Source organism: Martelella alba (genome assembly GCF_005217455.1).
In the GTDB taxonomy this organism is placed as follows: Bacteria; Pseudomonadota; Gammaproteobacteria; order Enterobacterales; family Enterobacteriaceae; genus Acerihabitans.
This window is the reverse complement of sequence record NZ_SZPQ01000014.1, coordinates 140050-164307: the sequence shown is the minus strand read 5'-3', so window position 1 is coordinate 164307 and position 24258 is coordinate 140050. Positions and strand designations below refer to the sequence as shown.

General features: G+C 56.0%; 20 protein-coding genes. 7 read left to right on the top strand and 13 right to left on the bottom strand.

Annotation, left to right across the window (positions count from 1 at the left end; translation table 11 throughout):
* Positions 1-188 (bottom strand): porin (locus FCN80_RS11020; protein ID WP_170975369.1); only part of this gene is annotated, 188 nt, incomplete at its 3' end.
* A gap of 2150 nt (positions 189-2338) precedes the next feature.
* On the opposite strand from FCN80_RS11020, the gene FCN80_RS11015 reads away from it, so the two are divergent.
* Positions 2339-3304 (top strand): AMP-binding protein, encoded by a 966-nt coding sequence (locus FCN80_RS11015; protein WP_136990207.1) that lies wholly within the window; start codon positions 2339-2341, stop codon positions 3302-3304.
* A gap of 64 nt (positions 3305-3368) precedes the next feature.
* Here FCN80_RS11015 and FCN80_RS11010 read toward each other — a convergent pair whose 3' ends face one another.
* The 3 genes from FCN80_RS11010 to FCN80_RS11000 all read right to left on the bottom strand — a co-directional run bounded on the left by FCN80_RS11010 (position 3369) and on the right by FCN80_RS11000 (position 6016).
* Entirely contained in the window at positions 3369-4094 is a 726-nt protein-coding gene (locus FCN80_RS11010; RefSeq protein WP_136990206.1) for an SDR family oxidoreductase, read from the bottom strand.
* Positions 4095-4109: 15 nt separating this feature from the next.
* Positions 4110-5024 (bottom strand): AEC family transporter, encoded by a 915-nt coding sequence (locus tag FCN80_RS11005; RefSeq protein WP_136990205.1) that lies wholly within the window; start codon positions 5022-5024, stop codon positions 4110-4112.
* 242 nt (positions 5025-5266) lie between these two features.
* On the bottom strand, positions 5267-6016 hold the full coding sequence (locus tag FCN80_RS11000) for an SDR family NAD(P)-dependent oxidoreductase (protein WP_136990204.1): 750 nt from the start codon (positions 6014-6016) through the stop codon (positions 5267-5269).
* Between the two features lie 110 nt (positions 6017-6126).
* On the opposite strand from FCN80_RS11000, the gene FCN80_RS10995 reads away from it, so the two are divergent.
* Together FCN80_RS10995 and FCN80_RS10990 are read left to right on the top strand one after the other, a co-directional pair.
* Entirely contained in the window at positions 6127-6501 is a 375-nt protein-coding gene (locus FCN80_RS10995) for an ArsR/SmtB family transcription factor (RefSeq protein ID WP_136990203.1), read from the top strand.
* Positions 6502-6734: 233 nt separating this feature from the next.
* Positions 6735-7682 carry a hypothetical protein gene (locus tag FCN80_RS10990; RefSeq protein ID WP_136990202.1) on the top strand — a complete coding sequence of 316 codons (948 nt, stop codon included), beginning with the start codon at positions 6735-6737 and terminating at the stop codon, positions 7680-7682.
* Between the two features lie 38 nt (positions 7683-7720).
* Here FCN80_RS10990 and FCN80_RS10985 read toward each other — a convergent pair whose 3' ends face one another.
* The 8 genes from FCN80_RS10985 to FCN80_RS10950 all read right to left on the bottom strand — a co-directional run bounded on the left by FCN80_RS10985 (position 7721) and on the right by FCN80_RS10950 (position 18316).
* Positions 7721-10096: a glycoside hydrolase family 3 N-terminal domain-containing protein gene (locus FCN80_RS10985; RefSeq protein WP_136990201.1), complete on the bottom strand. Its 2376-nt coding sequence runs from the start codon at positions 10094-10096 to the stop codon at positions 7721-7723.
* Between the two features lie 12 nt (positions 10097-10108).
* Positions 10109-11203: a glycoside-pentoside-hexuronide (GPH):cation symporter gene (locus FCN80_RS10980; protein ID WP_136990200.1), complete on the bottom strand. Its 1095-nt coding sequence runs from the start codon at positions 11201-11203 to the stop codon at positions 10109-10111.
* Positions 11204-11942: 739 nt separating this feature from the next.
* Positions 11943-12896, bottom strand: a complete 954-nt coding sequence (locus FCN80_RS10975; RefSeq protein ID WP_170975368.1) for a 2-hydroxyacid dehydrogenase — start codon at positions 12894-12896, stop codon at positions 11943-11945.
* A 54-nt stretch (positions 12897-12950) separates the two neighbouring features.
* Positions 12951-13553 (bottom strand): LutC/YkgG family protein, encoded by a 603-nt coding sequence (locus tag FCN80_RS10970; RefSeq protein WP_136990198.1) that lies wholly within the window; start codon positions 13551-13553, stop codon positions 12951-12953.
* Positions 13550-14992: a lactate utilization protein B gene (locus FCN80_RS10965; RefSeq protein ID WP_136990197.1), complete on the bottom strand. Its 1443-nt coding sequence runs from the start codon at positions 14990-14992 to the stop codon at positions 13550-13552. Before FCN80_RS10965 ends, FCN80_RS10970 begins: the two co-directional genes overlap by 4 nt.
* Positions 14993-15010: 18 nt before the next feature.
* Positions 15011-15754 (bottom strand): (Fe-S)-binding protein, encoded by a 744-nt coding sequence (locus FCN80_RS10960; protein ID WP_136990196.1) that lies wholly within the window; start codon positions 15752-15754, stop codon positions 15011-15013.
* 221 nt (positions 15755-15975) lie between these two features.
* Positions 15976-17418 carry an aldehyde dehydrogenase gene (aldA, locus tag FCN80_RS10955; RefSeq protein WP_136990195.1) on the bottom strand — a complete coding sequence of 481 codons (1443 nt, stop codon included), beginning with the start codon at positions 17416-17418 and terminating at the stop codon, positions 15976-15978.
* A 613-nt stretch (positions 17419-18031) separates the two neighbouring features.
* Entirely contained in the window at positions 18032-18316 is a 285-nt protein-coding gene (locus FCN80_RS10950; RefSeq protein WP_136990194.1) for a YciI family protein, read from the bottom strand.
* A gap of 396 nt (positions 18317-18712) precedes the next feature.
* Here FCN80_RS10950 and FCN80_RS10945 point away from each other — a divergent pair, with 396 nt between their 5' ends.
* The 4 genes from FCN80_RS10945 (at position 18713) to FCN80_RS10930 (ending at position 23998) form a co-directional block, all read left to right on the top strand.
* Complete coding sequence (locus FCN80_RS10945; RefSeq protein ID WP_136990193.1) at positions 18713-20167, top strand: sensor domain-containing diguanylate cyclase; 1455 nt, start codon at positions 18713-18715, stop codon at positions 20165-20167.
* A gap of 561 nt (positions 20168-20728) precedes the next feature.
* Positions 20729-22435: a methyl-accepting chemotaxis protein gene (locus tag FCN80_RS27240; protein WP_306767870.1), complete on the top strand. Its 1707-nt coding sequence runs from the start codon at positions 20729-20731 to the stop codon at positions 22433-22435.
* A gap of 67 nt (positions 22436-22502) precedes the next feature.
* On the top strand, positions 22503-22673 hold the full coding sequence (locus FCN80_RS26435; protein ID WP_170975367.1) for a hypothetical protein: 171 nt from the start codon (positions 22503-22505) through the stop codon (positions 22671-22673).
* A gap of 5 nt (positions 22674-22678) precedes the next feature.
* Positions 22679-23998, top strand: coding sequence for an MFS transporter (locus FCN80_RS10930; protein ID WP_230492613.1), 1320 nt, complete (start codon positions 22679-22681; stop codon positions 23996-23998).
* Between the two features lie 13 nt (positions 23999-24011).
* Here the strand turns inward: FCN80_RS10930 and FCN80_RS10925 are convergent, their stop codons facing one another.
* The gene (locus tag FCN80_RS10925) at positions 24012-24224 is read right to left on the bottom strand and encodes a hypothetical protein (protein ID WP_136990190.1); all 213 of its coding nucleotides are present in this window, start codon (positions 24222-24224) and stop codon (positions 24012-24014) included.
* Positions 24225-24258 lie beyond the last annotated feature (34 nt).

Genomic DNA, 24258 nt, shown 5'->3' with positions numbered 1-24258 from the left:
GTCTGGCCTTTAAAGCCCAGACGGACATAGCTGTTATCCCCATCAATGGCGGTATTGTCGCTGAAATAATGCCGGGCACGCACACTACCGTATAAATCCAGTTTGTTGCCGTCTTTGTTGTAAATCTCAGCGGCATGAAGAACTGGGGTCACCAATGTGGCTAAAACGGCCAATGCTATCTTCTTCATCACTATTTCCTTACCAAAAAAACTCTCTTGTTTAAGTGAAAGACTCGCCTTTTTGATGGCTGACGTCCGGGAGTAACCAAATTGTCATTTTCACGACAACAGCTCATATCTCACACAGCCATGGCCGGGGTAACTGCCCATCGCCAAATCGCGGTGGATAGTATCAGCTTACAGGCGGCAAAGATTGTGAACTTTTCATTAAATAAAACGTCACCACTTTATTAGAACCAGGGACCTGAGTTCAGGAAGGCCAACTGATAATCGCTCTCAAGACAAAGGACAAACCCGCTGCCAATTGTCCCAACCCGGATTAATTGATGGATCAAAATGATGTAAAGTCAATTAACCTGTGGTTAAGTTTTTATGATTCCCCATCCTGTCCAGGCCCTTTACTGCTATCTCCGTCTGGAAATTACCTCTTACGCTCTGCGTCGCATAATTCAAATTATCTCGCGGCATCCCATGCGCGGCGAATTCGGTGGCACAAGTGTCCACCGCCAACGGCGGACCCATAATGAGAGACAGGCTATCGCTCATTGCTTCCCAGTCGCGACGACGTGACGCGAATGCGTCAGCATATAAAATACAATCCACCGTCTAAGATAAAATACCCGACAACAATAACGGCTCCCCAGGGTAAAGCGTCAAACAGTCGACATCCCCCTATTGACCAGGGTAAGTCAACAGGCGCTAAGATAACTTGTCATACAGATTTAAAAGTTGAGAGCCATCACAAAAACCTTAATTTATGACTGAGTATACCCCTCTGTCTGAGGTTGTCCAGTAGATCGTTGATTGTTAATAGTCAAATCTGTAAAAGTTATCAGGGTTATTTATTTGTTAATTTTTTTGTAACCCGAGCGATACAAAGAATCGAGAAGGCAACTATTTACTTGATTTATGAGAAATTATTATTTTTTTATGCTCATTCTAGCGGTAAAAGAATCTACCGGTTTCCGCCGTTGGGTTCGTTTGCCCATCTGCGCGGACTTGCCTCAACGATTGGCTTTGAAGTAAATTCAATAAAAGTAAACTATGATTTTAAAAAAATGAAATTATGATTTTTTTGTCATAACGCGCTTTATGCTTTATCTGTATGACATCTTTTCCCGCGAATTGTCTGTCTTTATCATGTGTGCGAAAACCCCCGCGTGCCCTGGGCGAAACCCGCCATCGGCCCATATTTGCGTTACGCCTACCCTCAGTGCGCCGCGCGCTGAATTAGCAATAATGTTCCAAGCTTATAACAATTTTATCTCATGTCCCGATGGGAAACTAACAATAATTATTTAAGTTATGCTTGCCATATCTTAAGCCGCTTGGCAAAAAGACGATAAGCATGACAAACTCAATAAAGACCGTAGCCCCGCGCAACGAAAAATGGCCGTTTCAATCGGCAGATATTATAAAGGATTTTATCAAGCATGCTAATGAAATGTTCCACTTAATGCTTCGGCAAAACCGCTATTCTTTGTTGGACATTTGCCCAGAAAAATATATAGCTAGCAAACTATATGTTCATCCTGCTTTTACTGTGCTCACGGCACAACCCGTCATACTTCAGTTTGCCTCTTTGTTGGCCACGCCTGTCCACCCCGGTCACACAGTCGGCTATGCATTGGGGAGGCGAAAAGCATCCTGTCCCTCACCCGGACCCGTATGGACGGTTCGCAGGCGTTCCCGGCGTATTTGTCACTCACTTTCACCCGCGACGCCACTCCACGTATTTGGCGTAGTAAGTAAACATAAGGGTTGGCTATTATAGCCAACCTGCTATTAGAGGAGGGGAAATGTGGTTGATAACGGTAAACCCATTATAAGGAGGTGGAAATGAGGCTGAGAAAGGTAAAGTTGTCCTCGAAAAAAATCACAAAATTGACATAAATTTATAAATATAAAAATTTTCCTTGTAAATCAATATACTATAATTGTCATTTGTATTTAGCAAAATGAGCTTTGCAAAAATATAAGCACGACTTGTATAACAAGAAAAATTTAAAACTGACTATGGTTAGAGAACGGATTAACAAAAAAACCGGTACGAAAGCGATTGGCTTCACAAAAAGATAATTTTTACATCAAATAATACCTCTGTAACTTTGTTTGGACCATACTATTTACCCCGGAGCCCTATAAGGCAGGTGATCAGCATGTTAGAACTCTCCCTTCACGCCAAGCGCAACGACAACGCGGCCGTTTCCGGCTACCGCGCCGACGTCGCCTTGGGCGACTTGCTGTTGCAGCAGGCGGCTTTGAATAAGCATCATCCTGCGATCATTACCGCTCACCGGATCCTGCATTACGGCGAATTGGCGCGAGACGCGGTTTGCCTGGCCAGCCATTTGCGGCATCAGGGGGTCGATGCCGAAACGACAGTGGCGGTATTATTGCCGCCGGGTATTGAACATATCACCTGTCAAGTCGCCATTATGCTGGCGGGAGGGACCATCCTGCCGCTGGATCCCGCGTTAACCGATGATCGCCTGCGGGCCATTCTGCGCGACGCCGGCGCCGCGTGGAAACTGACCGATGCGCGGCATCGGCGCCGGCTTGCCGATGCCCGTTCTATTATTGTTGAACAAGTGGCCGTGGGCGACGGCAACGCGCTGGATTTTCGGCCGATGCGCTACAGCCTGTCGCAAATCACCCATCGCCTTTACGCCACCGCTCCCCATGATCCGTTGACGCCCAAATCCGTCTTTGCCAGGGATATCCTCCGGCTGGCGCTGGATTCCCGCCATGTGCGTTTTCATCATGAAGACAGGGTCGCCAATATCGCGCCGCTGACCGGCGAGGCTTCTCTATTCGAAGTGTGGGGCGCGTTGCTCAACGGCGCGGCGGTCGTGATGATTCCCGATAACGTGGTCAACGATCCCTGCCGATTCGAAAAGGCGCTTGGGCAATTCGCCATCAGTATTTTGCGGGCGCCGCCTGCCCTGTTCAATCTGATCGCCGACATCCGGCCGCAGATGTTCAGGCATTTGAATTATCTGCTGGTGGGCGGCGAGTCGATCAATGCCTTTGCCATGCGGCAGATACTGCGGGCCGGGCCGCCGCGCCATCTGCTTTATGGGGATGGCACCTCCACCGGCACCCGGCTGATGCCGGCGCTGTAGAGGGTATGGGCACGCGGGTTCGCCAAGGCCGTGCGGGGCGCTTTTCGACGCGCCGCCGCGGGCGTCAGTGGTGCTGTTGCCAAAGCGTCAGCATTTGTTCCTCTATCCGTGCCGGATCGTCCCTAAGGCTCTGCCAGATATCCCTGGCCCGCTGATCGGCCAACACATGATCCTCCCCTCGGCGGATGCCCGCCAGGGTTTGTTCGGCCACCTGCGCGGGGGAAACCTTGGGATTGACGATATGCGAAGTCATATCGGTGTCGATGAATCCGGCGTACACACCGATGACCTGGGTGCCCTGAGCGTGCAGCTCGACGCGGGCCGCATCGGTGACCGCCAGCGCGGCACGTTTTGAGGCGCCATAGGTGGCGTTCAGGGGCGAGGTGAACCAACTGACCACTGAAAGCATATTCACTATCGCGCCGCCGCCGTTGGCGGCCAGAATCGGCGCAAAGGCCCTGATCATCCGCAGTACGCCATAAACATTGACCTCCATTTCCCGCCGCATGGCCTCTTCGGCGTGCTCGGCCAGCATCGAACTTTGCAGCAATATGCCGGCATTATTAATAAGCAGATTGACATCGCCGCAGCGCCGCACCGCGCCGGCTACCTCTTCAGGGGAGGTAACATCAAGCCTGACCGGTATCAGCCCCGGCTCAGTGATAAGCGCCGGGTCGCGGGCCGCCGCATAAACCCGCGCCGCGCCCGCCGACAGCAGCGCGCGGGCAAACGCCTTCCCCAGGCCGCGATTGGCGCCCGTGACCAAGGCCACACATCCTTCGATTTTCATGGTGAAGTCCTCCCATCAGACTTTCATGACGGTCAATAAAGTGGTTATCACGATGATACTGATAAATACCGACACCGAGCCGGTAAAACTGGAAACCGAGCCCAGGCGGCTATCAGCGCAGCGGGTGGTGAATACCGGCGCCAGCGAGGACACGGGAGCGAACACCGCCACGGCCAGCACTTGCCGGACTTCCAGCGGCAAGGGCGTACCGAAATAGAATAAGGCGGCAAAGGCCGCTCCGGCGCCATAGCGCAGCAGCAAGATTCTGAAGACATTCTTCAGTTGAGTCCGGTCGATTTTGATTTCCAGCATCATGCCGATGATTAGCATGGCAATGAATGGATTGGCATTACCCACGACAGTCACCAGCGCGGTCACCTGGCTGGGCAGGTGCAGACCCAGCAACGCGGCAATCAGTAACAGGACGTACACATCGAACGGGACGGAGGAGAAAAGCCGGACAAAGGTGCTTTTCAGACCCGTGCTTATGCCAATGGCCCGGGAGGCGGCGACATAACTGCCGCCGGTGCAAATGATGGAATTACCGGCATCGAACAGACAAGTGGCGACGATGCCCACCGGGCCCAGAAAACTTTGCACATAGGGCAGGGTGAAGCAGCCGATGTTATAGCCCGGGGTATTGATCATGTACAACGCTTTGGCGTCGTTGTCCCGCGCACGTCCGACCATGAAGCCGGCGAACAACAGCGCGATGTTGCAGAGAAAACCGATGGCGACCAAGATCAGCAGGGCGTGATCCACCTGAAAGCTGGCGAAGCCGGTAATGACCGCCGCCGGCAGGGTTAGGTTCATCATGATCTTCGACAAGGCAAGGGTATCGTTTCGCTGCAATACACCGTAGGTTTTTAGCAGATAACCCACTACGATAATCAGAAAAAAAGACAGGGCTTTTATCAGAACATCAAACATAAGCGTGGTTCCCTGACGCGCCGGCCGGGGCGAGGCCGCTGATCCCCGCCTGATAACTATGACATGTTATTTATCATACCATTACATTTTCTCACCGTGGCATCTTTTTCCGCCGCATCCCATATGAAAAACGCCGCCGCGCAACTGCCTTCTCCTGGCTCAGGGTAAGCGGAAGGCGTGATAATCCCCCAGCCGCCATCGCCGCGTGGGAGAGACGATGGGGTGGAGGGTCGGCGTTGTCATCAGTACCAGCCGCCGGAGACGGCCAGCCTTTCGCCAGTTAGCCAGGCGGATTGGTCAGAGGCCAGAAAAACCGCTACCTTGGCGATATCATCGGGCTGGCCGAATCGGCCCAGCGGCGTTTTGTCCACCATGGCTTTTTCGAAATCGCTGCCCACCACGCCTATGCTGGCGGTACCCTCGGTGGCGACGCCGCCCGGCGCGATGGCATTGACCCGGATGAGGCGGTCGCCCAGTTCACGGGCCAGTTCCACGGTCAAGGTGTCCACCGCGCCCTTGGTCGCGGCATAAATCGAGCTATGCGGCGTGGGGTTGGTACTGGCCACCGAGCTGATATTGATGATGCTGCCGCCTTGGGGCGAGAAGTAACGCAGCGCTTCCCGGGTCGCGAGGAAGGTGCCCAGCACATTGATATTGAATTGCCGATGAAACTCATCCTCCGTCGCCTGCTCGATGGGATCAAAACGGAAAACCCCGGCATTGTTGACCAGAATATCCAGCGCGCCGACGATGCCATTGGCGGTAAGAAACAATTGCCGCACATCGTCCGATTTGGCCACATCGCCTTGAACCGCCACGGCCTGGCCGCCCCCGGCGGTGATCGCGGCCACCACCTGTTCGGCCCCTTCGCGATCAGAGGCATAATTGACGATAACCGAGGCGCCCGCCGCGGCGAGGCCTTTGGCGATGGCGGCGCCTATGCCCTTAGAGGCGCCGGTGACCAGGGCGGATTTTTTTGTCAGTTGACTCATGGTTGCTCCCATAGACAAGGTAAGTGCGTTAGTTCTGTTTTTATGAACTAGAGTAGTTCATAAAATATGAACTATTAGACGACTTGTCAATGTTCTGCTATAAAAGATCCATGAGACCCCTAATCCATCCCGCCGCCAGCGAAATCACCGTCGAAGGCATTCTTCATGCCTTGGCCGATCCGGTGCGCGCCCAGATTTTCGTTGAGATCGCCAAAGCCGATTGCCCGCAAACCTGTTCAGCTTTTCTGGCGGTCAGTGACAAATGCGTTCCCAAGTCGACGTTGTCTCAACACTTTAAGGTGTTACGGGAGGCCGGTTTGATACGCAGTGAACGCAAGGGGGTGGAAATGCTCAACACGTCGCGGCGAGAGGACCTGGAGGATCGTTTCGGCGCGTTGATTGCGGCTATTCTCGAGGCGCTGACCGCGCAATATCGGCGGGCGCGGCGGGCGGAAAATCAGCCCTCGCAACAGACCCCGGCTTGATTGCCCCGTCGCGGGCAGAGGTCCTTCTTCCCATCACACCGCCATGAGCTTATGCCGTTGATAGGGCGTAAGGACATCAGTCTTTGCATCGGTATTGCTCGCCGGATTGATATTCTGTATAGCGTCGGCGGAGTATGTCGTCAATTAGCGTTTCGCCTGGCGTGAATACCGGGCGAAACGGCATTGTCCAGTCAAGGTCGCCGCACAAGAAAGGGAGCAAGGATGTGTTCAGCATGAACCGTTATAACGCCGACCCATGGCGGGAATGCCGGCCTCGGCATAATCCGCCGGCCAATTCGGCCGCGGACGCCGACAAACCGCCGCCGGTTTTCGCCGTCCGCGGCGTGATCAATGCCGCCAATGGCGGTCCGGTGTTATCGCGACGCCCCGTGGGCCAAACGCCCTTTTCCATGCCAGTGGTCATGGCATACGGGTTCAACAATGTAAGGAATTTGGCGAATCGTGACGGCAAAGCCAAATTCACCATTGATTTACTTAACCGGGCGCTCAATATTTCTCACCGGAATCTTTCCCATCGGGTGATCATGGATATTTGGCGCGGGATACGGCTGCAAAAAACGGCGGTGGACAGATTTGCCGGCGTGACCGGCATCGATCAGCAAACCGCGAAGTTTTTACTGCAGTCCTGGGCGGACTGTCTGCGCGACGAATATCACTTTATTTCAATACAAAATGTCTTAAACAAGAAAACCACAAAATACGATCTCAGCCGTCTGGAAACCGTACATTATCTCTGCGTGAAAAACTTTCCCGGCGCTGCCTGTATCGAGCCGGCCATATTGAACCAGTTGGCGGCGACGTTTCAGGAGTTCATCAAACACGGCGACTACAGCGGTTTTCACGCGTTGGCCCGTTGCGATTCGTCGATAAAAATGGCATCGTCCAGCATCATCAGTACGCTGTTTTTTCGGCGGACATCCAAACTGGCATTGAAATGGAGCCACGATAATGCCATTCCGGTGAATTTCGATCGGAATTTCAGCTACAAGGACGCCCAGCGGAAATCAATGAAAAATTATCGGCCGATTACCTTTTCCGAATACTGTTTTTATCGCAAAAACCGCTTTAATAATGTGACGGAATGGCAAGTGGTCAATAACGAGTTCGCCGCTGTTTTCTGTTGTTTCGGCCGCCGGCGCATCATTAACCCCAATGGCTGAAAATAAACGCCGGACGTTTTGCCTATCACGGGCCAAGCCTATACCACCTGGCAATGGCTTTCCATACGCCAATGGCGGGGCAGAACATGCGTCTGCCCTGTTACCGTCACTCTGCCGCTGGCGCGCAGATCGGCGCTGGACGCGCCGATCTGCACCTCGAATTCCCCCGGCTCCACCACTCGTCGTCCGGCGCGATCGGTAAAATTGAGCATGTCGACGGGTATGCGAAAGACCAGGACGGCGCTTTGGTTGGGCTGTAGCGCGATTCGCTGGAAGGCTTTGAGTTCGTGTAACGGACGGACCAACGACGCGACGAGATCGCGGATATAGACCTGCACCACCTCGACGCCCGCCGTCGCTCCGGTGTTGGTGAGCGTTATTCGTGCCGTAATGTCGCCATTTACCGCTACGACGGCGGGCTGGTCGAGACAAAAATCGTTGTAGGCGAATGTCGTCCAGCTTTTACCATAACCGAACGGATAACGGGCGCCAAAGGAAAATGCAATGGGGGTGCCGCCGCTTTTGGTTTTATGATTATAGTAAAAAGGAACGGCGCCGGCGCTTTTGGGCGCGGAGATCGTGAGTCTGCCCGACGGCGCTTGGCGGCCGGACAAGATGTCGGCGATGGCGCGGCCGCCTTCCTGGCCGGGCTCGAACGCCATCATAAAGCCGGCCAGCCGGTCTTCGAGCCCATTGAGTGTGTAAGGTCTTCCGCCGGTCATCACGACGATGGTCGGCGTGCCGGTAGCCACGATTTCTTCCAGTAATCGTTGCTGAACGCCGGGCAGTTGCAAACTGTCGGTATCCGAACCCTCGCCCACGGTGCCGCTTTGGAATAACCCGGCCAGATCACCGACAAACACCAGCGCGATATCGCTTCGCCGTGCCAGCGCCACCGCGGCGGGAATAAGGCCGGGGTCCCGGGAGACCGGGGATTCCTGCATGGATTTACCGCTATCCCCCGGAAATACCGGCGCGCCGGCGCGGCGTGTCGCCAAAATGGAGCACCCCTTGGCGTAGGACACCTTATCGGCGCCGAAGACCTCCCGCAAAGCCTGGAGCGGCGTGATAACTTGCGAAGCGTGGCTCTCGATATCGCTAATGATAAGATGCACCGGGAAGCTGTAGCCGCTCAGCATGGCCAGCGGGTCGTCGGCGGTGGGGCCAATGACCGCCAGTTTCCGGCCAACGGCGGGTGACAGCGGCAGCATACCGGTATTTTCAAGTACGGTTATCGACTCCAGCGCGACTTGATAGGCCAGTTGCCGGGTTTCCGGTTGCTGCAACGCGACGCCGGTTTCATCCACATAAGGCTGCTCGAACAGACCGAGACGGAATTTTTCTCTCAGGACCCGCGCCACCACGGCATCCACGGTTTCCATGGCCACGAGTCCGTCGGCCACGGCCTGCCGCAGATGGCGGCTACAATCGTCCTTGGGCAGTTCGATATCCAATCCGGCGTTAAATGCCAGCGCCGCGGAGGCGGCGGCATCGGCGCTGATGCCGTGATGCTGGTGCAAAAGACTGATTCCGCCATAGTCCGCGACGATCAGCCCGTCAAATCCCCACTGACGACGCAAGACATCGGTGAGTAAAAATTCATCGCTATGGCAGGGTTGGTTATCAATATCATGGTAGGCCGGCATAACGGAACCGGCGCGGGCGAGCTTGACCGCCATTTCAAACGGCAAAAGGAAGGTGTCGTTCAATTCGCGAAATCCGAGATGGACCGGCGCGTGGTTGCGTCCTCCCTCGCTGAAAGAATGGCCGGCGAAATGTTTAAGCGTTGCCAGCAGACGCCGATCGGACCCTTGCAAACCACGGACATAAGCGCAGGCCATGATGCCCACCAGGTACGGGTCTTCGCCGAAGGTTTCTTCGGTTCGTCCCCAGCGGACATCGCGGGAGACGTCCAGCACCGGCGCAAGGCCCTGATGGCAGCCGACGCTGCGGGCTTCCGCCCCTATGGCCGCGGCGGCGCGTTCGATTAGCGCCGGATCCCAGGTGGCGCCATCGTTAAGGGCGGAGGGAAACAGCGTCGCATCACGGCACATTAGCCCGACCAGACATTCTTCATGGAACATGGCGGGAATACCCAGGCGGGTCTCTTCCACCAAGGTCCGTTGCAATCGGTTCAGAGCGCGCACTCCCTCAAGGGGAACTTTGGCTTGGGAGCCCAACGGGCGAGTGATCTGGCCGATACCGTGCCGCAGGCGCGCCTCCACGCTATCGGCCGCCTTGACGCCGGAAAATTCGTCGCTGGCATCGGTGCGCTCGCGATGGCGACCGTCCGCGGACAGCAATAGCCACAAAGCATGCATTTGAGCGAATTTCTCCTCGAGGGTCATCCGCGACAACAGGTCGATCACCCGGACTTCTGTTTCCAAGTCGGCGTTTTGATAGGGGTAAGTCATGCAATCCTCCTGTTAAACATGGGCGATGGCGGTATCCGGCGCTTTCGGCGATGGGTTTTGTTTATGGCGGGCGGCCAATTGCTCGGCGATATCCCGGACATAGCGGCTATTAAGCCGGTAGGCGAACAAAAGCATGGCCATGGCGATAAACAGTAACGAAGGTATTATCGTGAATAGCGCGGCGATGGTATTGGTCACATGCGCTGATTGGGCGCCCTGGTTCGGGAGATAATTCACCAGTCCCAACACCCAGCCCACCAGCGCACCGAATAAGGCGGCAATCATGCCACTGACAATAAAGGGAAATACCAGAGCCGGTTTTAACAAAACATATTTGACATAATAGATGGTGGCCGACCCGCGTGTGACCACTGCTATCAATAACAAAATATTAAAAACAAAAACGATACGCCATTGGGAATTATGCCAGAGCGATTTGAGATCCCCTAACATGGAATGTCCTTTCGGCTGGTCAGTTCGGTAACGTTCCCGGGTCATGGAAAAACAACAAAAAAACAATATCACGCCCAGGAGCCCCATCAGGCTCATTGCGTAAAAATAGCCATGACGGGAATCGCCATGGCCCAGCCAATCCACGAGCGGCAACGCAATCACGGTGACCACCAGACCGCCGATAAAGGACAGGGCGAACCGCCACGACTGGATGGAGTGCCGTTCGCGGGGGTCCTGGGTAAGGGCCCCCGGCATGGCGCAATAAGGTACGTTAATGGCGGAATAAACCAGACAAAGCAGGCAATAGGTTAGGCTGGCGTAAATGATCTTGCCATTAAGAGAGAGATTGGGCACATAAAAAGTCAACAGGCAACTGATACCGAAGGGGACGGCGAACCAGAGCAACCAGGGCCTGAATTTGCCGTGGCGGGTTTGGGTCCGGTCCACCAGCGCGCCGATGCACGGGTCCGCGAAAGCATCCACTGCCCGCACCGCCAGAAACAACGTCCCCATTACGGCGGCGGGCAGACCGAAAACATCGGTGTAGAAATAGGCCAGAAACAGGGTGGCCGTTTGCCAAACCAGGGCGCTGGCCATATCGCCCAGACCATAGCCGATCTTATCTTTAATAGAAAGCACAGAAGCGTTATTCATTCTCAACTTCCTCTTTTCGACGTTAAGAAGAGAATTGCATGAATGCCATGACATTATTTCAGAAAAAGCAAAGACCACCCTCAGCTACCGCCAGAGGGAAAATAGAGTGAAACCCGAATCGGGCGCATAATGGAATGCGCGCGATGAAACTCGAATTGGGTAAAGTATAGGAAGCGACGCCGGGCGAAAACAATTATGGTTTTTGACTATAAATTTATGTTTTTTTATTTTTTCACGTAATTGTGATCCGGTGAAAAATGTAATCTCAATGAATTGCTGCAAGTAATGTAGGCCGGACGAAAAGCCCTCCACTTATACTCGTCATACATCAAGCCGCCTCTTTGTTGGCTGCGTTCGCTCACCCCAGTCACATAGTTGGCTATGCTCCCGGGGACTCGCTCACTTGCCGCCGCGATGCAACTCGATGTATTTAGAGTATAGGGTATGTCATACATCAAGCCGCCTCTTTGTTGGCTGCGTTCGCTCACCCCAGTCACATAGTTGGCTATGCTCCCGGGGACTCGCTCACTTGCCGCCGCGATGCAACCCGATGTATTTAGAGTATAGGGTTGTCATACATCAAGCCGCCTCTTTGTTGGCTGCGTTCGCTCACCCCAGTCACATAGTTGGCTATGCTCCCGGGGACTCGCTCACTTGCCGCCGCGATGCAACCCGATGTATTTAGAGTATAAGGTTGTCATACATCAAGCTGGCGCCCCTCGAGTCGGGGCCCGTGTTATTACGCCTGGGCGGGAAGGGCGATATTGGCGGGAATTTTACCCGCCAGCAGGCTTGATAACCCGTCGCGTAGCGCGGCCGCCATATGCAGCCGGGTGGCATGAGTGGCGCTGCCCAGATGGGGGAGCCCGAAGACGTTGTCCAATGTTTGGTAGGCCGGATTTACCTGTGGCTCGCCGGCGAACACATCCAGTCCGGCGGCGGCGACTCGGCCGGAGCGCAAGGCGTCAATCAGCGCGTCATCATTGATAATATCGCCGCGGGAGATATTCACCACCACCGCGCCGGCGGGCAGCAAGGACAAGGCGCGGCGGTCGATGATGCCGCGGGTTTGCGGCGAGGGCGGACAGGCCACACAGAAGTAGTCGCTTTGCGCCAACAGCCCGTCCAGCGTGGCGTGATAACGGGCGCCGTCCGCCCGTTCGGGGGACAGCGGATGCCGGTTATGGTAATGAACGGTCATGGCGAAGCCCCTGGCCCGTCGCGCGATAGCCTGGCCTATCCGGCCCAGGCCGAAAATACCGAGCCGCTGTCCGTAAAGATCCTTGCCCAGCAGTTGATCGGGGCCCCATCCTTGCCAATGTCCGCTTTTCAGCAGGCGCAACCCCTCAACCGCCCTGCGGCCCGCGCCCAGCATGAGTAGCAAGGCCGTATCGGCGCAGGTCTCACTGAGCACATCCGGGGTGCAGAGCACCTGGACGCCCCGACTGGCGGCGGCCGGCAGATCAATGTGATTTGTGCCCACCGAATAAGTGCAGATTGCTTTTACCGACGGCGGCAGGGCGTCGATGGCCGCGCGGTCGAAGCGGGTGGTCAAAGAGATGAATACCGCGCAGATATCGTCCATGCCGGCCGGCAAGGGTAAGGGGTCAAGGGACTCGCCGTCCGGCCGAAAGCGCAAATCGAACTTTTCGGCCAGCAAGGCGTGGGCCTCGGGGAATAAAGTATCGGCCATATAGACCGCCGGTTTTCCGCACATAGCAACCTCGTTACCTTCCTGTCCAACCCCCTATCCGTCGCGCAGCGCGATAACCCGCAAACTGCGCACACCCTGCGCGCCGCGGATCAAAACGCCCTCAATATCGGCCGTGGCGGAAGGGCCGGACATCAATACCCCATAGTTGACCGTCGAGACTTCCTGACGGGCATACGCCACATGCAGATTCGCCACAATGGCGGCGACGGGCAGCAATACCACCAGATGTTGCGCCAGGAAGCCCAGGGCGTTGGCCGGGCATTCCCGTTCACTCAGCCAGACCGAACCGGTTTCCGCCACGCCGAAACCGGCCTTGACGATCGCCACATCCACGGATTCCAGCGTCGACGAGGGCGTTTGCGCCGTCAGCGGTATATCCCCCTCTATACCGGCCACCGCCGAGCAAAACCGGCCGGCGGCGGGAAACAGGCCGCGAATATAAGCGGATAGCTCGGCCGGATCCGCCGATTGACCCAAGTGGCTATCATCCCAGATCCCTCCCATCAAGGTCAATGTGCTGCCGAACGCCGCCGGCGTCGCCGGATAGCGTTCGGCGAAATCGGGCGGCCGAGGCCGGGGATGTGGCGCGCGGGCGCTATTGCGAATGGCGCGTAAGATAATATCGCGATCGCTCATCGTTTCGTCTCCTTGTCCGGCGACGGCGCGTCATCCCGCGTCGCGCGCGGATCCCCGTTTTTTTTATCACGGCGCTGGCGCTCCAGATACCAGCGATGGAAGCTCTGTCGCGGCGACGCCGGTATTTCCCGGGCCTCGCCCCAGGCATTGAACGGGTGATAAATCAGTATGCGCGGCAGTTTCGGCACCAGCAGATTGGCGGTATCGGTCGCCGCGCGGTAGAGCGCCGGATTGGCAAGGAGTTTGCCGGCGGCTTTCATGGCGCTTTTTTTAGCGAAAGGCAAGGCATTATGTGTCGCGACGATTTCGCGCCATTTGAAAATCTGCTCATGGATATTGATTTTTACCGGACAGACATCGGTACAACTGCCGTTGAGCGTGGACGCGAAAGGCAATGTACTGTATTTTTTCAGGTCCATCGTGGGGTTGATGATGGCGCCGATAGGGCCGGAATAGACGGCGCCGTAGCTGAGGCCGCCGCTACGCCGGTAAACCGGACAGGTGTTCATGCAGGCGCTGCAACGGATGCATTTTAGCGAATACCAGAAATCGTTCATCGCCAGCCGCGCGCTACGGCCGTTATCCACCAGGATGAAATGCATTTCGCCGCCTGGGCGCGGCGCGCGAAAGTGCGAGGTGTATTGCGTAATGGGCGAGCCGAGGGCGCTTCGCGATAACAACCGGATAAATACCGCCAGATCGGCCATGCCGGGGACCAGTTTTTCAATGCCGATGGAGACCAGATGCAGATTCGGCACATTGGCGCTCAGATCGGCGTTGCCCTCATTGGTGCAGACGGCGACGGTCCCGGTTTCGGCCACGGCGAAGTTGCAGCCGGTCATACCCGCGCCGGCGCGCAGGAACAACGGGCGGGTTTTTTCCCGCTGCTGTTCGGCAAGATAATGCGGATCGGCATTGTCCGGGTCGGTATCCAGGGCGCGGGCGAAAACACGGGCGACATCCTCGGACAATTTATGCACCGCCGGCACCACAATATGGCTGGGCATCTCGTCATCCAACTGCTGGATGCGTTCGCCCAAATCGGTTTCGATGACCTCGATGCCGCGTTCCGCCAGGTAGGGGCGCATATCGCATTCTTCAGTCAGCATCGATTTACTTTTTACCAGCGTGGTGACGCCGTGCTCGGCAAGAATGCCGTGGACGATGCGATTATGCGCATCCGCATCCGCCGCCCAGTGGACCTGAACGCCGTTGTCCAGGGCGTTGCGCTCGAACATTTCCAGGTAGTGATCAAGATGGGAGAGGGTGTGTTCCTTGATTTGCGAGGCCAGTTCGCGTAGTTGCTGCCATTCCGGATGGGCTTTCATCTGGGCGTCGCGGCCCTGGCGAAGACCCCACAACCGTTGATCCAGGAAAACCCGATGCCGATCACGGGCCAAAAAATGCCGCGAATTCTTGACATGATTAATGGCTTTCATCGCTTCTCCGTATGCCTGTCAGGCTGTCGCGCCATTGAGGATCTGGGCGATATGGATGAATTTGAGCGGCGCGCCCATGCGTTCGGCGCAGCCTTTTTGATGCATCAGGCAGGACATATCGGCCGACACGATATATTCCGCGCCGGCCCGCTGAAAATCAGCGACTTTGTCGTATCCCATCCTGGCAGATACCGGCGCCTCGGTGACGCTGAACGTACCGCCGAATCCGCAACATTCATCGGGCCGTTCGGGTTGGCAGAAGCGGATGCCCTCCACGGCTTGCAGCAACGCCAGGGGTTTGGAAAACGGCGGTTCGTCTATTTCGGATGTGGCGGCGTGCCGCAACGCGCGCAACGCGGAACAACTGTTGTGCAATCCCACGGTGTGGGGAAATGCCGCCCAGGGGAATGCCCTCACCTGAAGAACGTCGTGCAGAAAATCCACCAGCTCGAAGGTATGGCGCCGGACATGGCGCACTTCCTCGGTTTGGGGTATGGCGTCGAGATGATCGCGCACATGGTGCACGCAACTGGCCGACGGCGCCACGATATGATCGTAACCGCTGAAGTTGCGTACAAACAGCGCTTCGCAGCCGGCGGCGTCCCGGTGGCAGCCGCTGTTGGACATGGGCTGCCCGCAACAGGTCTGATCGAGGGGGTAATCCACCTCGCACCCCAGACGTTCCAATAATTCCAGTGTGGCGATGCCGACCTCTGGAAAATAAATATCGATAAAGCAGGGTATGAATAACGCGATTTTCATGACAAGGCCTGTCTCCCTGTGGGACCTTACGCTGAAGCACCTGGCACCTGGCACCTGGCACCTGGCACCTGGCACCTGGCACCTGGCACCTGGCGCCCGGCATCTGGCGTCTGGCATCTGACGCCCGGCGCCCCGCATCTGGCATCTGACGCCCGGCACGGGGACGGATCCGTCGCCGTCGGAATCCGATTATTCCCCCCCGTCCGATTTATTTGTGTGATTTATGCCTGATATTGCAGGTAGACCACCTGAGTTTGTAAATATTCCTCCAAACCGTGTCGCCCATCGGCGCCGCCGACGCCCGATTTACGCCAGCCGGCATGGAATCCCTGCATGGCTTCGAAATTCTCCCGGTTAATGTAGGTTTCACCGAATTTCAATTGCTTGATGGCCAGCATGGCGGTGTTCAGGTTGGTGGTATAAATGGAGGACGTTAACCCATATTCGCAATCATTGGCCATGGCGACGGCTTCCGCCAGCGTGCCAAAGGACGCGATCGGCAATACCGGCCCGAAGGTTTCCTCATGCATAATGTCCATATCCTGGCGAACCTCGGTCAGCAAGGTGGGTGGGAAAAAGTAGCCTTTCCCCTGGGGATAATCGCCGCCCACCAATAATCTGGCGCCTTGTTTCACCGCCTTGTCCACCTTATCCCTGACGCTTTGCCGGGATGCCGCGTCAATCAGCGGGCCCATCGCCACCGCCTGTTCCCGCGCCGGATCGCCATACCTCACCGATTTGAACGCCTCGGCCATCTTGGCGACGAACGCGTCTTTGATCTGTTCTTGAACATAGACCCGTTCAGCGCAATTGCATACCTGGCCGGTATTAATGATCCGCGAATCAAGGATACTTTTAACCGCCAGATCCAGATCGGCATCGGCCATAACGATGGCCGGCGCCTTTCCGCCCAGTTCCAGCGAAACCTTGGTGATATTCTTCGCGGCCGCCGCCATGGTCTGCTCGCCCGCCGCCACGCTGCCGGTCAAGCTGACCATGCCCACTTTCGGATTGGCCGCCAATTCCTTCCCCACTACCGAACCGCGGCCGGTAACCACATTGAAAACCCCTTTGGGCAGGCCGATGTGATGGACGATTTCGGCAAAGGCGATGGCGTTGTTGGGCGTCAACTGGCTGGGCTTAATCACTATGGTATTGCCGGTGACCAGAGCCGGCGCCGCTTTACGGGCTATCAGGAAGAACGGGAAGTTCCAGGGCAGAATCCCGGTGGTTACCCCGATGGCTTTTTTGAAAATCAAAATAGTTTCGTTACGTCTATCGCTTTGTACGATTTCACCTTCATACCGCCTGGCCCATTCGGCCATATAATCGAGATAGTCCGCGGTAAACAGAACCTCGGTGTTGGCCAGGCCCTGGGTTTTACCGCCCTCGGCCACGATGATGTCCGTCAGTTCCCGTTCCCGCTCGCGGATACCGGCGGCGATTTTACGCAACCACAGTCCCCGTTCCTGCGCCGGCGTCTCTTCCCATTCGCCCTGCGCCCGCTCAGCCGCGTCAATGGCGCTGCGCACCTCCTGCTCCCCCGCGTCGGGAATCTGGGAAATCACGTCTTCGGTAGCGGGATTGAGTACATCAATCCATTTGTCGGTAGGGTTGGGGATGAACTGTCCGTCGATGTACAGACATTGTTGTTTCACGGTCATTGCTGCAACTCCTTTAATAATTTGTTGGCTGGTTGTTGCATGTCTACCGAAGTGTTAACCCAGTCCGAGAAAAATGCAATGTCGCCCGAAACGATAACCCGGCGGGCGACGAGATGGTCCACGATGGAGTGCCGACCGTGGTCACCAGGACAAAAAATATCCCATAACCAATTGTAAATATTGTTAATTTATAACAACGCGGCAAGGGTTGGCCGCGTGGCTGAGGGCGAGGCGATTTTCGGTAAAACTTTTTATTTTATCGTTGGACCGGCCATTCGACCTCGATGGCCGCGCCAATTTTGAGGATAGTATGGCAGTGGGACCAAGAGTCGGACGATCAGGCGCACAAAGTCGTCGGCGGACGGCCAAATCGCCGTCATCTCGGGAAACTGCCCCGGTCGGCCAAATACGCTGGGAAGAGAGGGATTTTATGTTAAAAATTTGAAGTAGCTCATGCTTCTTGGCCCGTACCGTCTCCGGTTTCGCGGCTGTTCCCGTTTAGCGCTGGTTACGGTCTCCCGCGGCGGCTTTTCCTTAGAACGGGCCGACGATGTCCTTCTCCGGGCCAAGCAGGCTGGCCGCAACCGGGTTACGTCGGCCTAAGGACGGGCCGTTACAGGGTTTTCAGCGCGGCTAACGCGGGCGACGTCATGGTGGGCGCGAATTCGGTGACCTTATAATTGGCCACCGCCGTGAAGGGATCTTCCGTCAAAATGGCGTCCAGCGCCGGCCGCGCCATACTCTTGGCCAAAATGACACCGCCATTGCGCGGCACCTTGCGGCCGGAAGCGATAAAATCGCCGGTGGCGTAATGCGCCTTCAGCCAGGCGATATGTCCTTCCAGCAATGCTTCGACTTTTTCAATAGGTTCCTCGTAAGTCAACTCAACAATGAACATCGTCATTCCTCTCAAGATCGGGTAAGCCATCAGAATAAACCTTTGCGCCATACGGTAAAGCAGGCAATTCTTATACTCGTTACCCTGTCTGCTCGTCATACCGCATGTCGTCTTTAGCTTGACTGTGCCCCGTCACCGTTACGGTGTGGCTTGACGTATGACGAGGAGAGCGGCGCTTTGCCGGCCATGCTCCACCCAAAGCGGGCGCATCCGTACATGGGTCGGCCCCGCGGTCTCCCGCGTCGCGGGTCCCCGCGGGGGAAACGGCCGTAATCCGCTGAATGAGAATAGAAATTAGGGAAAAACAGCAAGATAAATAGTGCCCTATATATTATGCTTAGCTGAGCGTGAGACGTTTGCCAAACCGACGAACACCCCCTTTCCCTGAGGATATCCATGACAAGCCCATACTGGCTAACCAAAACCCGGGCCATCATTCTATTCACCCTGATGCTTTTGGGTGCCTTTTTGATCATCAGTTGGAGCAGCTATGAAGTGGCGCGGCGTTCGCTGACCAATGAAATCGAAGAAAACACCCTGCCGTTGACCAGCGATAATGTCTATTCTGAAATACAACAGGATTTACTGCGGCCGATTTTTATTTCATCTTTGATGGCCCATGATACGTTTGTGCGGGATTGGGTGTTGGATCATGAGCGCGACCCCCGGGCGATGATGCGTTATTTAGGGGAAATCGATCGGCGTTTCGATACAATTTTCTCTTTTTTTGTCTCCGATAAAACCGACAGATACTACGATCCTGATCGTGTTCTGGAAACCATCTCGCAAAAACTTGGGCGTGATCATTGGTATTTTCAAGCCAAAAACTTGCCGGAGGACCAGCCTTATCTTATCGATGTGCGGCCAGACCCCGAAGATCACACCCACCTTGATGTTTTTGTGAATTATAAAGTTCAGGATTACCAGGGCAATTTTATTGGCGTGACCGGAATTGGTATTTCCGTAACAAAAGTCAAAAGTCTCATTGAAAAGTATCAGCGCCGCTATAACCGGACAATCTATTTTATCGATAAAAGCGGTCAAGTGGTGCTGCATGGACAAACTTTCCAACGGCCGGGCAATATTCGCCAGGTTCCCGGTTTGGCGCCATTAGCCACTAAGATTCTCACCGTACCCGGCGGTAATTATCGCTACCAGGACCAGGGTAGTCATGTGTTGCTCAATACCCGCCTGATACCGGAATTCGACTGGTATCTGATGATTGAGCAAAGCAGTCATCCCTTGGAGCGGGTGCTGCTGATGACCCTGCTGAAAAATCTGGGTATCGGTATTCTGGTGAGCGCGTTGTTTCTGATACTGCTGTGGCTGACCATTGGCGGCTACCAGCGTCGTCTGGAGCAAATGGCCACCACCGACAAGCTTACCGGCGTCATGAATCGGCAGGCGTTCGAACTCGGCATCCAGCGGTTGCGTCCGGTCATCGCACAGCCGGGTAATCGCACCGCCATGGGCATTGTCGATATCGATCATTTTAAACCCATCAACGATCAGTACGGCCATAGCGCCGGCGATAGGGTGATTCAGCATGTGGTGCGCATGATTCAGGCCGCATTGCGCCACACTGATGATCTTTGCCGATGGGGTGGTGATGAGTTTCTGGTATTGATGAAAGGCTGTGACGGCGACCAGGCGCTACAGCGGTTGCAGGCTGTGGCGGAGCGTATCGCCCAGTCGCCCGTCGTCATCGACGGTCAGGCCATTTCGGTCACGGTCAGTTGCGGCGTGGCGGAATTCCAGGGCAGGGAAAGTGTGGATTCCCTGATTAACCGCGCCGATATGGCGCTTTACCAGGCCAAGCGGCGCGGACGCAATCGCGCCGAAAAAGAGTAGCGTTGGCGGGACAACGCGTTTTTGGCGGAGCGATCCCGCGGTCGCCGCCGTGCCGTATTTTCACTATTTTCACTATTTTCACTATTTTCATTTTTTAATGATGTAATGTGTTGTGAATTTTGTGTATTTTGCCTAAATAATTTTTGGCATTTGCCTATTCCATTTTTCTGCAAAGAGAACCTCTGTCTTGTTGGCATTTCGCAAGGAGGGTTGCGACAAGGTGGAGCTTCCCGCTCTCCACAGTCTGCCTCGCTTTATTTTATTAAAGTTCTCGCCGCCGCCGCCGATCAATATCTTCATTGAAACTGTGATAACCGCTGCCGCGATAATTGATACTTTGCACCATTCATCTTTCATCGTGGCAAATGTTTTTTTCTTTATACTTTTGATACTTCAAGTTGCATCGCGACGGTAAGAGAGCGACAAACTCGTCGGCAACGAATTTGAACCGCCAATGGCGGGCCGCCGATGAGAGACGGAATGTCCTTTATCGTCCCCGGGAACATCGCTGATTCCGTGATTGGGTGAACGTTCGCCGCCGACAATGAGGCGACGTGAAGTATGACAAGTATAGACAACCATATTATGGGATGGACTGTCATGGCGCAAACAGTCGTACTCAGCAAAACCGGATTCTTGCATAATATCCATCTGGTGACGCTGTTTCTCTTTATACTGGCTATGATCCTGACGCTATTCGCTCTATCGGTGGGGTCGGCGACGGCGTTTTTATATGGCAGCAATCGCTCGCTGGCCGCCGTGACCCAGGAGATAGATACCCGCATGGGATTGTCCAATAGCACCAATCATCTGCGTATCGCGCGGTTGCTGTTGATTCAGGCGGCCATTGCCGGACGCAAGGGCGACAATACGCTGGTGGCGGGGAATCTCAAACTGGCCGAGGGACGCATCAAGCAATCTCAGGCCAGCTTCGCGACCTACCTGCGCCGACCGGTGAAACTGCCTTTCGATATCAGTCTGGAGCCGACGCTAAAGCGGGCTTATGACGACTATCTCAAGCAAGGACTACTGCCTATGCAAACGGCGGTTGCCAATGGGCAATTCGATGCGGCGCTGGCGCTGGAAGCCGATAAAGTCAGATTACTGGATAACGCGTTCAACAAGCCGTTGCTGGCGGCGGTGGCCTTTCGTACTGAATACGCCCGTGGGTTGAATGAAGCGGCCCGCCATGATGCCCTGCGCGGTTATACGCTGATGGGCGGCGCTTTTGCGGCGGCATTATGTCTGGTGCTGCTGACTTACTGGGTGATAAGGCGCGTTATGATTATGCCTATCCGGCGTCTGGTGGAACGTGTCCGGTCTATCGCGCAGGGAGACCTTACGTCGTCGGCAGACGCCCATGGCCGCAATGAGCTGGGTTTCCTTGGGGAGAACGTGCGTCTTATGCAGGATGCCTTGGGGAAGATGGTGACCAGCGTCAGGCGGGGTTCGGACGCGTTTTATCAGGGCGCGGCGGAGATTGCCGCCGGCAATGCCGACCTTGCCTCTCGCACCGAACAACAGGCGGCCGCCCTGGAGGAGACCGCGGCCAGCATGGAGCAATTGACCGCAACCGTTAAACAGAACGCCGCCAACGCCCACCGTGCCAGACAATTGGCCGACAAGGCATCGGAAAAGGCCAGGCAGGGCGGCGCCATCGTTGGCGAAGTGGTCCGCACCATGGAGGATATTGCCGGCAGTTCGCAGAAAATCGCCGATATTACCTCGGTCATCAACGGTATTGCCTTTCAGACCAATATTCTCGCCCTGAACGCGGCGGTTGAAGCCGCCCGGGCCGGCGAGACGGGTCGAGGGTTCGCGGTGGTGGCCGGCGAAGTGCGGAGTTTGGCCCAGCGCAGCGCTCAAGCCGCCAAAGAAATCGACGCGCTGATCAATACTTCATCGTCGCTGGTGGAACAAGGGTCTGACCGGGTAGGCCGTGCCGGCCTGACCATGCAGGATATGGTCGCCGCGGTGGAGGACGTCACATCCATTATGGGAGAAATCGCTTCGGCGTCCGACGAGCAAAGCCACGGCATCGATCAGGTCAGTCAGGCGGTGGGTCAAATGGATGGCGTCACCCAGCAAAATGCCGCGTTGGTGCAGCAGGCCACCGCCACCGCGACGGTTTTGGAGGAGCAAGCCGCCTCGCTACAGCAGATGGTGGCGCAATTCCGATTATCCGACGATACAATCGACAGCGGCTTGCCTGCTCTGCCGGTTCAGGGAACCATTGCCGATTCGGAACATTTGGTAACCCATATATGAAGGTAACCTTGGTAGATTAGCTGTTTATTTGCTAGAGTGCCGTCATTATCCCTGAGGAGACGAATTGATGGCCCTCGTCGCATTTGCGCCGCCAATGGCGGTAATGGTGACTGATCAGCACAAGGCGATGGGGTGTTTTGCCATCGACGCCGGCTGCGATATTACCGATCCGCTGACCAAGACTGTCTTTGATCGCAACCGGCATCGGCGCGCCGGCGGTCGGAGAACATTATCTTGAAAGGCATGTTCCGTTCCCTGGGCGGGTATAACTACCGGCTATGGGCCGGTGGCGCGCTTATCTCCAATATTGGCACCTGGATGCAACGCACCGCGCAGGATTGGCTGGTGCTAACGCAACTGACCCATCATAACGCCACGGCGGTCGGTGTGGTGATTGCGTTGCAGTTTGCCCCGCAACTGTTACTGCTGCCGCTGACCGGTTTCGCGGCCGACTATTTCAATCGCCGCAAATTGCTGCTGGTCACCCAGGGGCTGTTGGGCCTGCTGGCGTTAGGGCTGGGGCTGCTGACGATAAGCGGGCGGGTGCGGTTATGGCAGGTGGACGTCTTCGCTTTTCTGCTCGGCAGCGTGGCGGCGTTCGATATCCCCGCTCGTCAGACGTTTGTCGGGGAGTTGGCGGGCGAGGAGGATTTGTCCAATGCGGTGGCGTTGAATTCCACTTCTTTCAACGCCGCGCGCATGATAGGACCGGCGGCGGCCGGCGTGCTGATTGCCGCCGTCGGCACCGGCTGGGTGTTTCTGATCAATGCCGTGTCTTTCGTGGCGGTGCTTGGGGCATTGCTCCGGTTACGCACGGCGCAGTTGCATGCCAGCCTCAGGGCGCCGCGCGGTAAAAGCGGCCTTGGGGAAGGGTTTCGCTATGTCTGGCGGCGCCCCGACTTGCGGGTGGGTATGCTGATGTTTTTCCTGATAGGCACGTTCGGACTCAACTTCCCGATTTTCATCTCCACCATGTCGGTGAGTGTTTTTCATGTCGGCGCCAATCAGTACGGTATGTTGACGTCAATCATGGCGCTCGGCGCCGTGGCCGGTGCTCTGTTGGCCGCCAAGCGGGAGAAGCCGCATATCGGCCTGCTTTGTCTCGGCGCCGCGGTATTCGGCGGCGGGCTGGCGGCGGCGGCGCTAATGCCGGACTATGTCGGGTTCAGTCTGGCATTGGTGGTGATCGGCGTCTCCGCCCAGACATTCACGACCACCGCCAGCAGTTTGGTGCAACTGTCCACTGAGCCGGGGATGCGCGGCCGGGTGCTGGCGATCCTGATGGCGATCGCCCTGGGCGGCACGCCGATCGGTTCGCCCATCGTCGGTTGGGTGGTGGACAGGTTCGGCGCGCGCTGGGGGGTGGCCATTGGCGCGGCGGCCGGTTTCGTGGCCGCGCTGGCGGGGGGGTATTACCTGGCGCGTTATCGCCATTTACGCTTGTGGCTGGAAGGGGGACGGCTCCGTTGCCGTTTTGACGAAGAGCCTTTTTTGACCGCGGCGTCGAATCAGCCCAAGCAACCCATCGCCGCAGATACGCCGGCGGACGCCGGCCGGGAGTGAACCGCCGCTGGATTCAGCGCGGCGAATCGTTATCCATTGCGCGCGCGCTGTTTTTCGCCGCCTGCTTTTTGGTCAGCGCGATGATATCCAGTGAGTTTTTCCTCAAAGACTCCAAATGATCCATTTCATGATCGATATGAATGGCCGAATTATCCACGTTCATGATCACCGCTATCCAGCCGACAAACAACAAACCCAGCAATGTCACAAGAAAACGTCCAAGCATTGTCGCCTCAATACCCCCCGGTGGAACCTGCCAG

Bases quoted from the DNA above. Each gene is read 5' to 3' on its own strand.
- FCN80_RS10945 (WP_136990193.1), top strand. From the start codon at position 18,713: ATGACAAGCCCATACTGGCTAACCAAAACCCGGGCCATCATTCTATTC.
- FCN80_RS11010 (WP_136990206.1), bottom strand. From the start codon at position 4,094: ATGAAAATCGAAGGATGTGTGGCCTTGGTCACGGGCGCCAATCGCGGC.
- FCN80_RS10960 (WP_136990196.1), bottom strand. From the start codon at position 15,754: ATGAAAATCGCGTTATTCATACCCTGCTTTATCGATATTTATTTTCCA.
- aldA (WP_136990195.1), bottom strand. From the start codon at position 17,418: ATGACCGTGAAACAACAATGTCTGTACATCGACGGACAGTTCATCCCC.
- FCN80_RS10980 (WP_136990200.1), bottom strand. From the start codon at position 11,203: ATGAATAACGCTTCTGTGCTTTCTATTAAAGATAAGATCGGCTATGGT.
- FCN80_RS10990 (WP_136990202.1), top strand. From the start codon at position 6,735: ATGAACCGTTATAACGCCGACCCATGGCGGGAATGCCGGCCTCGGCAT.
- FCN80_RS26435 (WP_170975367.1), top strand. From the start codon at position 22,503: ATGGCCCTCGTCGCATTTGCGCCGCCAATGGCGGTAATGGTGACTGAT.
- FCN80_RS10965 (WP_136990197.1), bottom strand. From the start codon at position 14,992: ATGAAAGCCATTAATCATGTCAAGAATTCGCGGCATTTTTTGGCCCGT.
- FCN80_RS10995 (WP_136990203.1), top strand. From the start codon at position 6,127: ATGAGACCCCTAATCCATCCCGCCGCCAGCGAAATCACCGTCGAAGGC.
- FCN80_RS10970 (WP_136990198.1), bottom strand. From the start codon at position 13,553: ATGAGCGATCGCGATATTATCTTACGCGCCATTCGCAATAGCGCCCGC.
- FCN80_RS10975 (WP_170975368.1), bottom strand. From the start codon at position 12,896: ATGGCCGATACTTTATTCCCCGAGGCCCACGCCTTGCTGGCCGAAAAG.
- FCN80_RS10930 (WP_230492613.1), top strand. From the start codon at position 22,679: ATGTTCCGTTCCCTGGGCGGGTATAACTACCGGCTATGGGCCGGTGGC.
- FCN80_RS10985 (WP_136990201.1), bottom strand. From the start codon at position 10,096: ATGACTTACCCCTATCAAAACGCCGACTTGGAAACAGAAGTCCGGGTG.
- FCN80_RS27240 (WP_306767870.1), top strand. From the start codon at position 20,729: ATGACAAGTATAGACAACCATATTATGGGATGGACTGTCATGGCGCAA.
- FCN80_RS10950 (WP_136990194.1), bottom strand. From the start codon at position 18,316: ATGTTCATTGTTGAGTTGACTTACGAGGAACCTATTGAAAAAGTCGAA.
- FCN80_RS11015 (WP_136990207.1), top strand. From the start codon at position 2,339: ATGTTAGAACTCTCCCTTCACGCCAAGCGCAACGACAACGCGGCCGTT.
- FCN80_RS11000 (WP_136990204.1), bottom strand. From the start codon at position 6,016: ATGAGTCAACTGACAAAAAAATCCGCCCTGGTCACCGGCGCCTCTAAG.
- FCN80_RS10925 (WP_136990190.1), bottom strand. From the start codon at position 24,224: ATGCTTGGACGTTTTCTTGTGACATTGCTGGGTTTGTTGTTTGTCGGC.
- FCN80_RS11005 (WP_136990205.1), bottom strand. From the start codon at position 5,024: ATGTTTGATGTTCTGATAAAAGCCCTGTCTTTTTTTCTGATTATCGTA.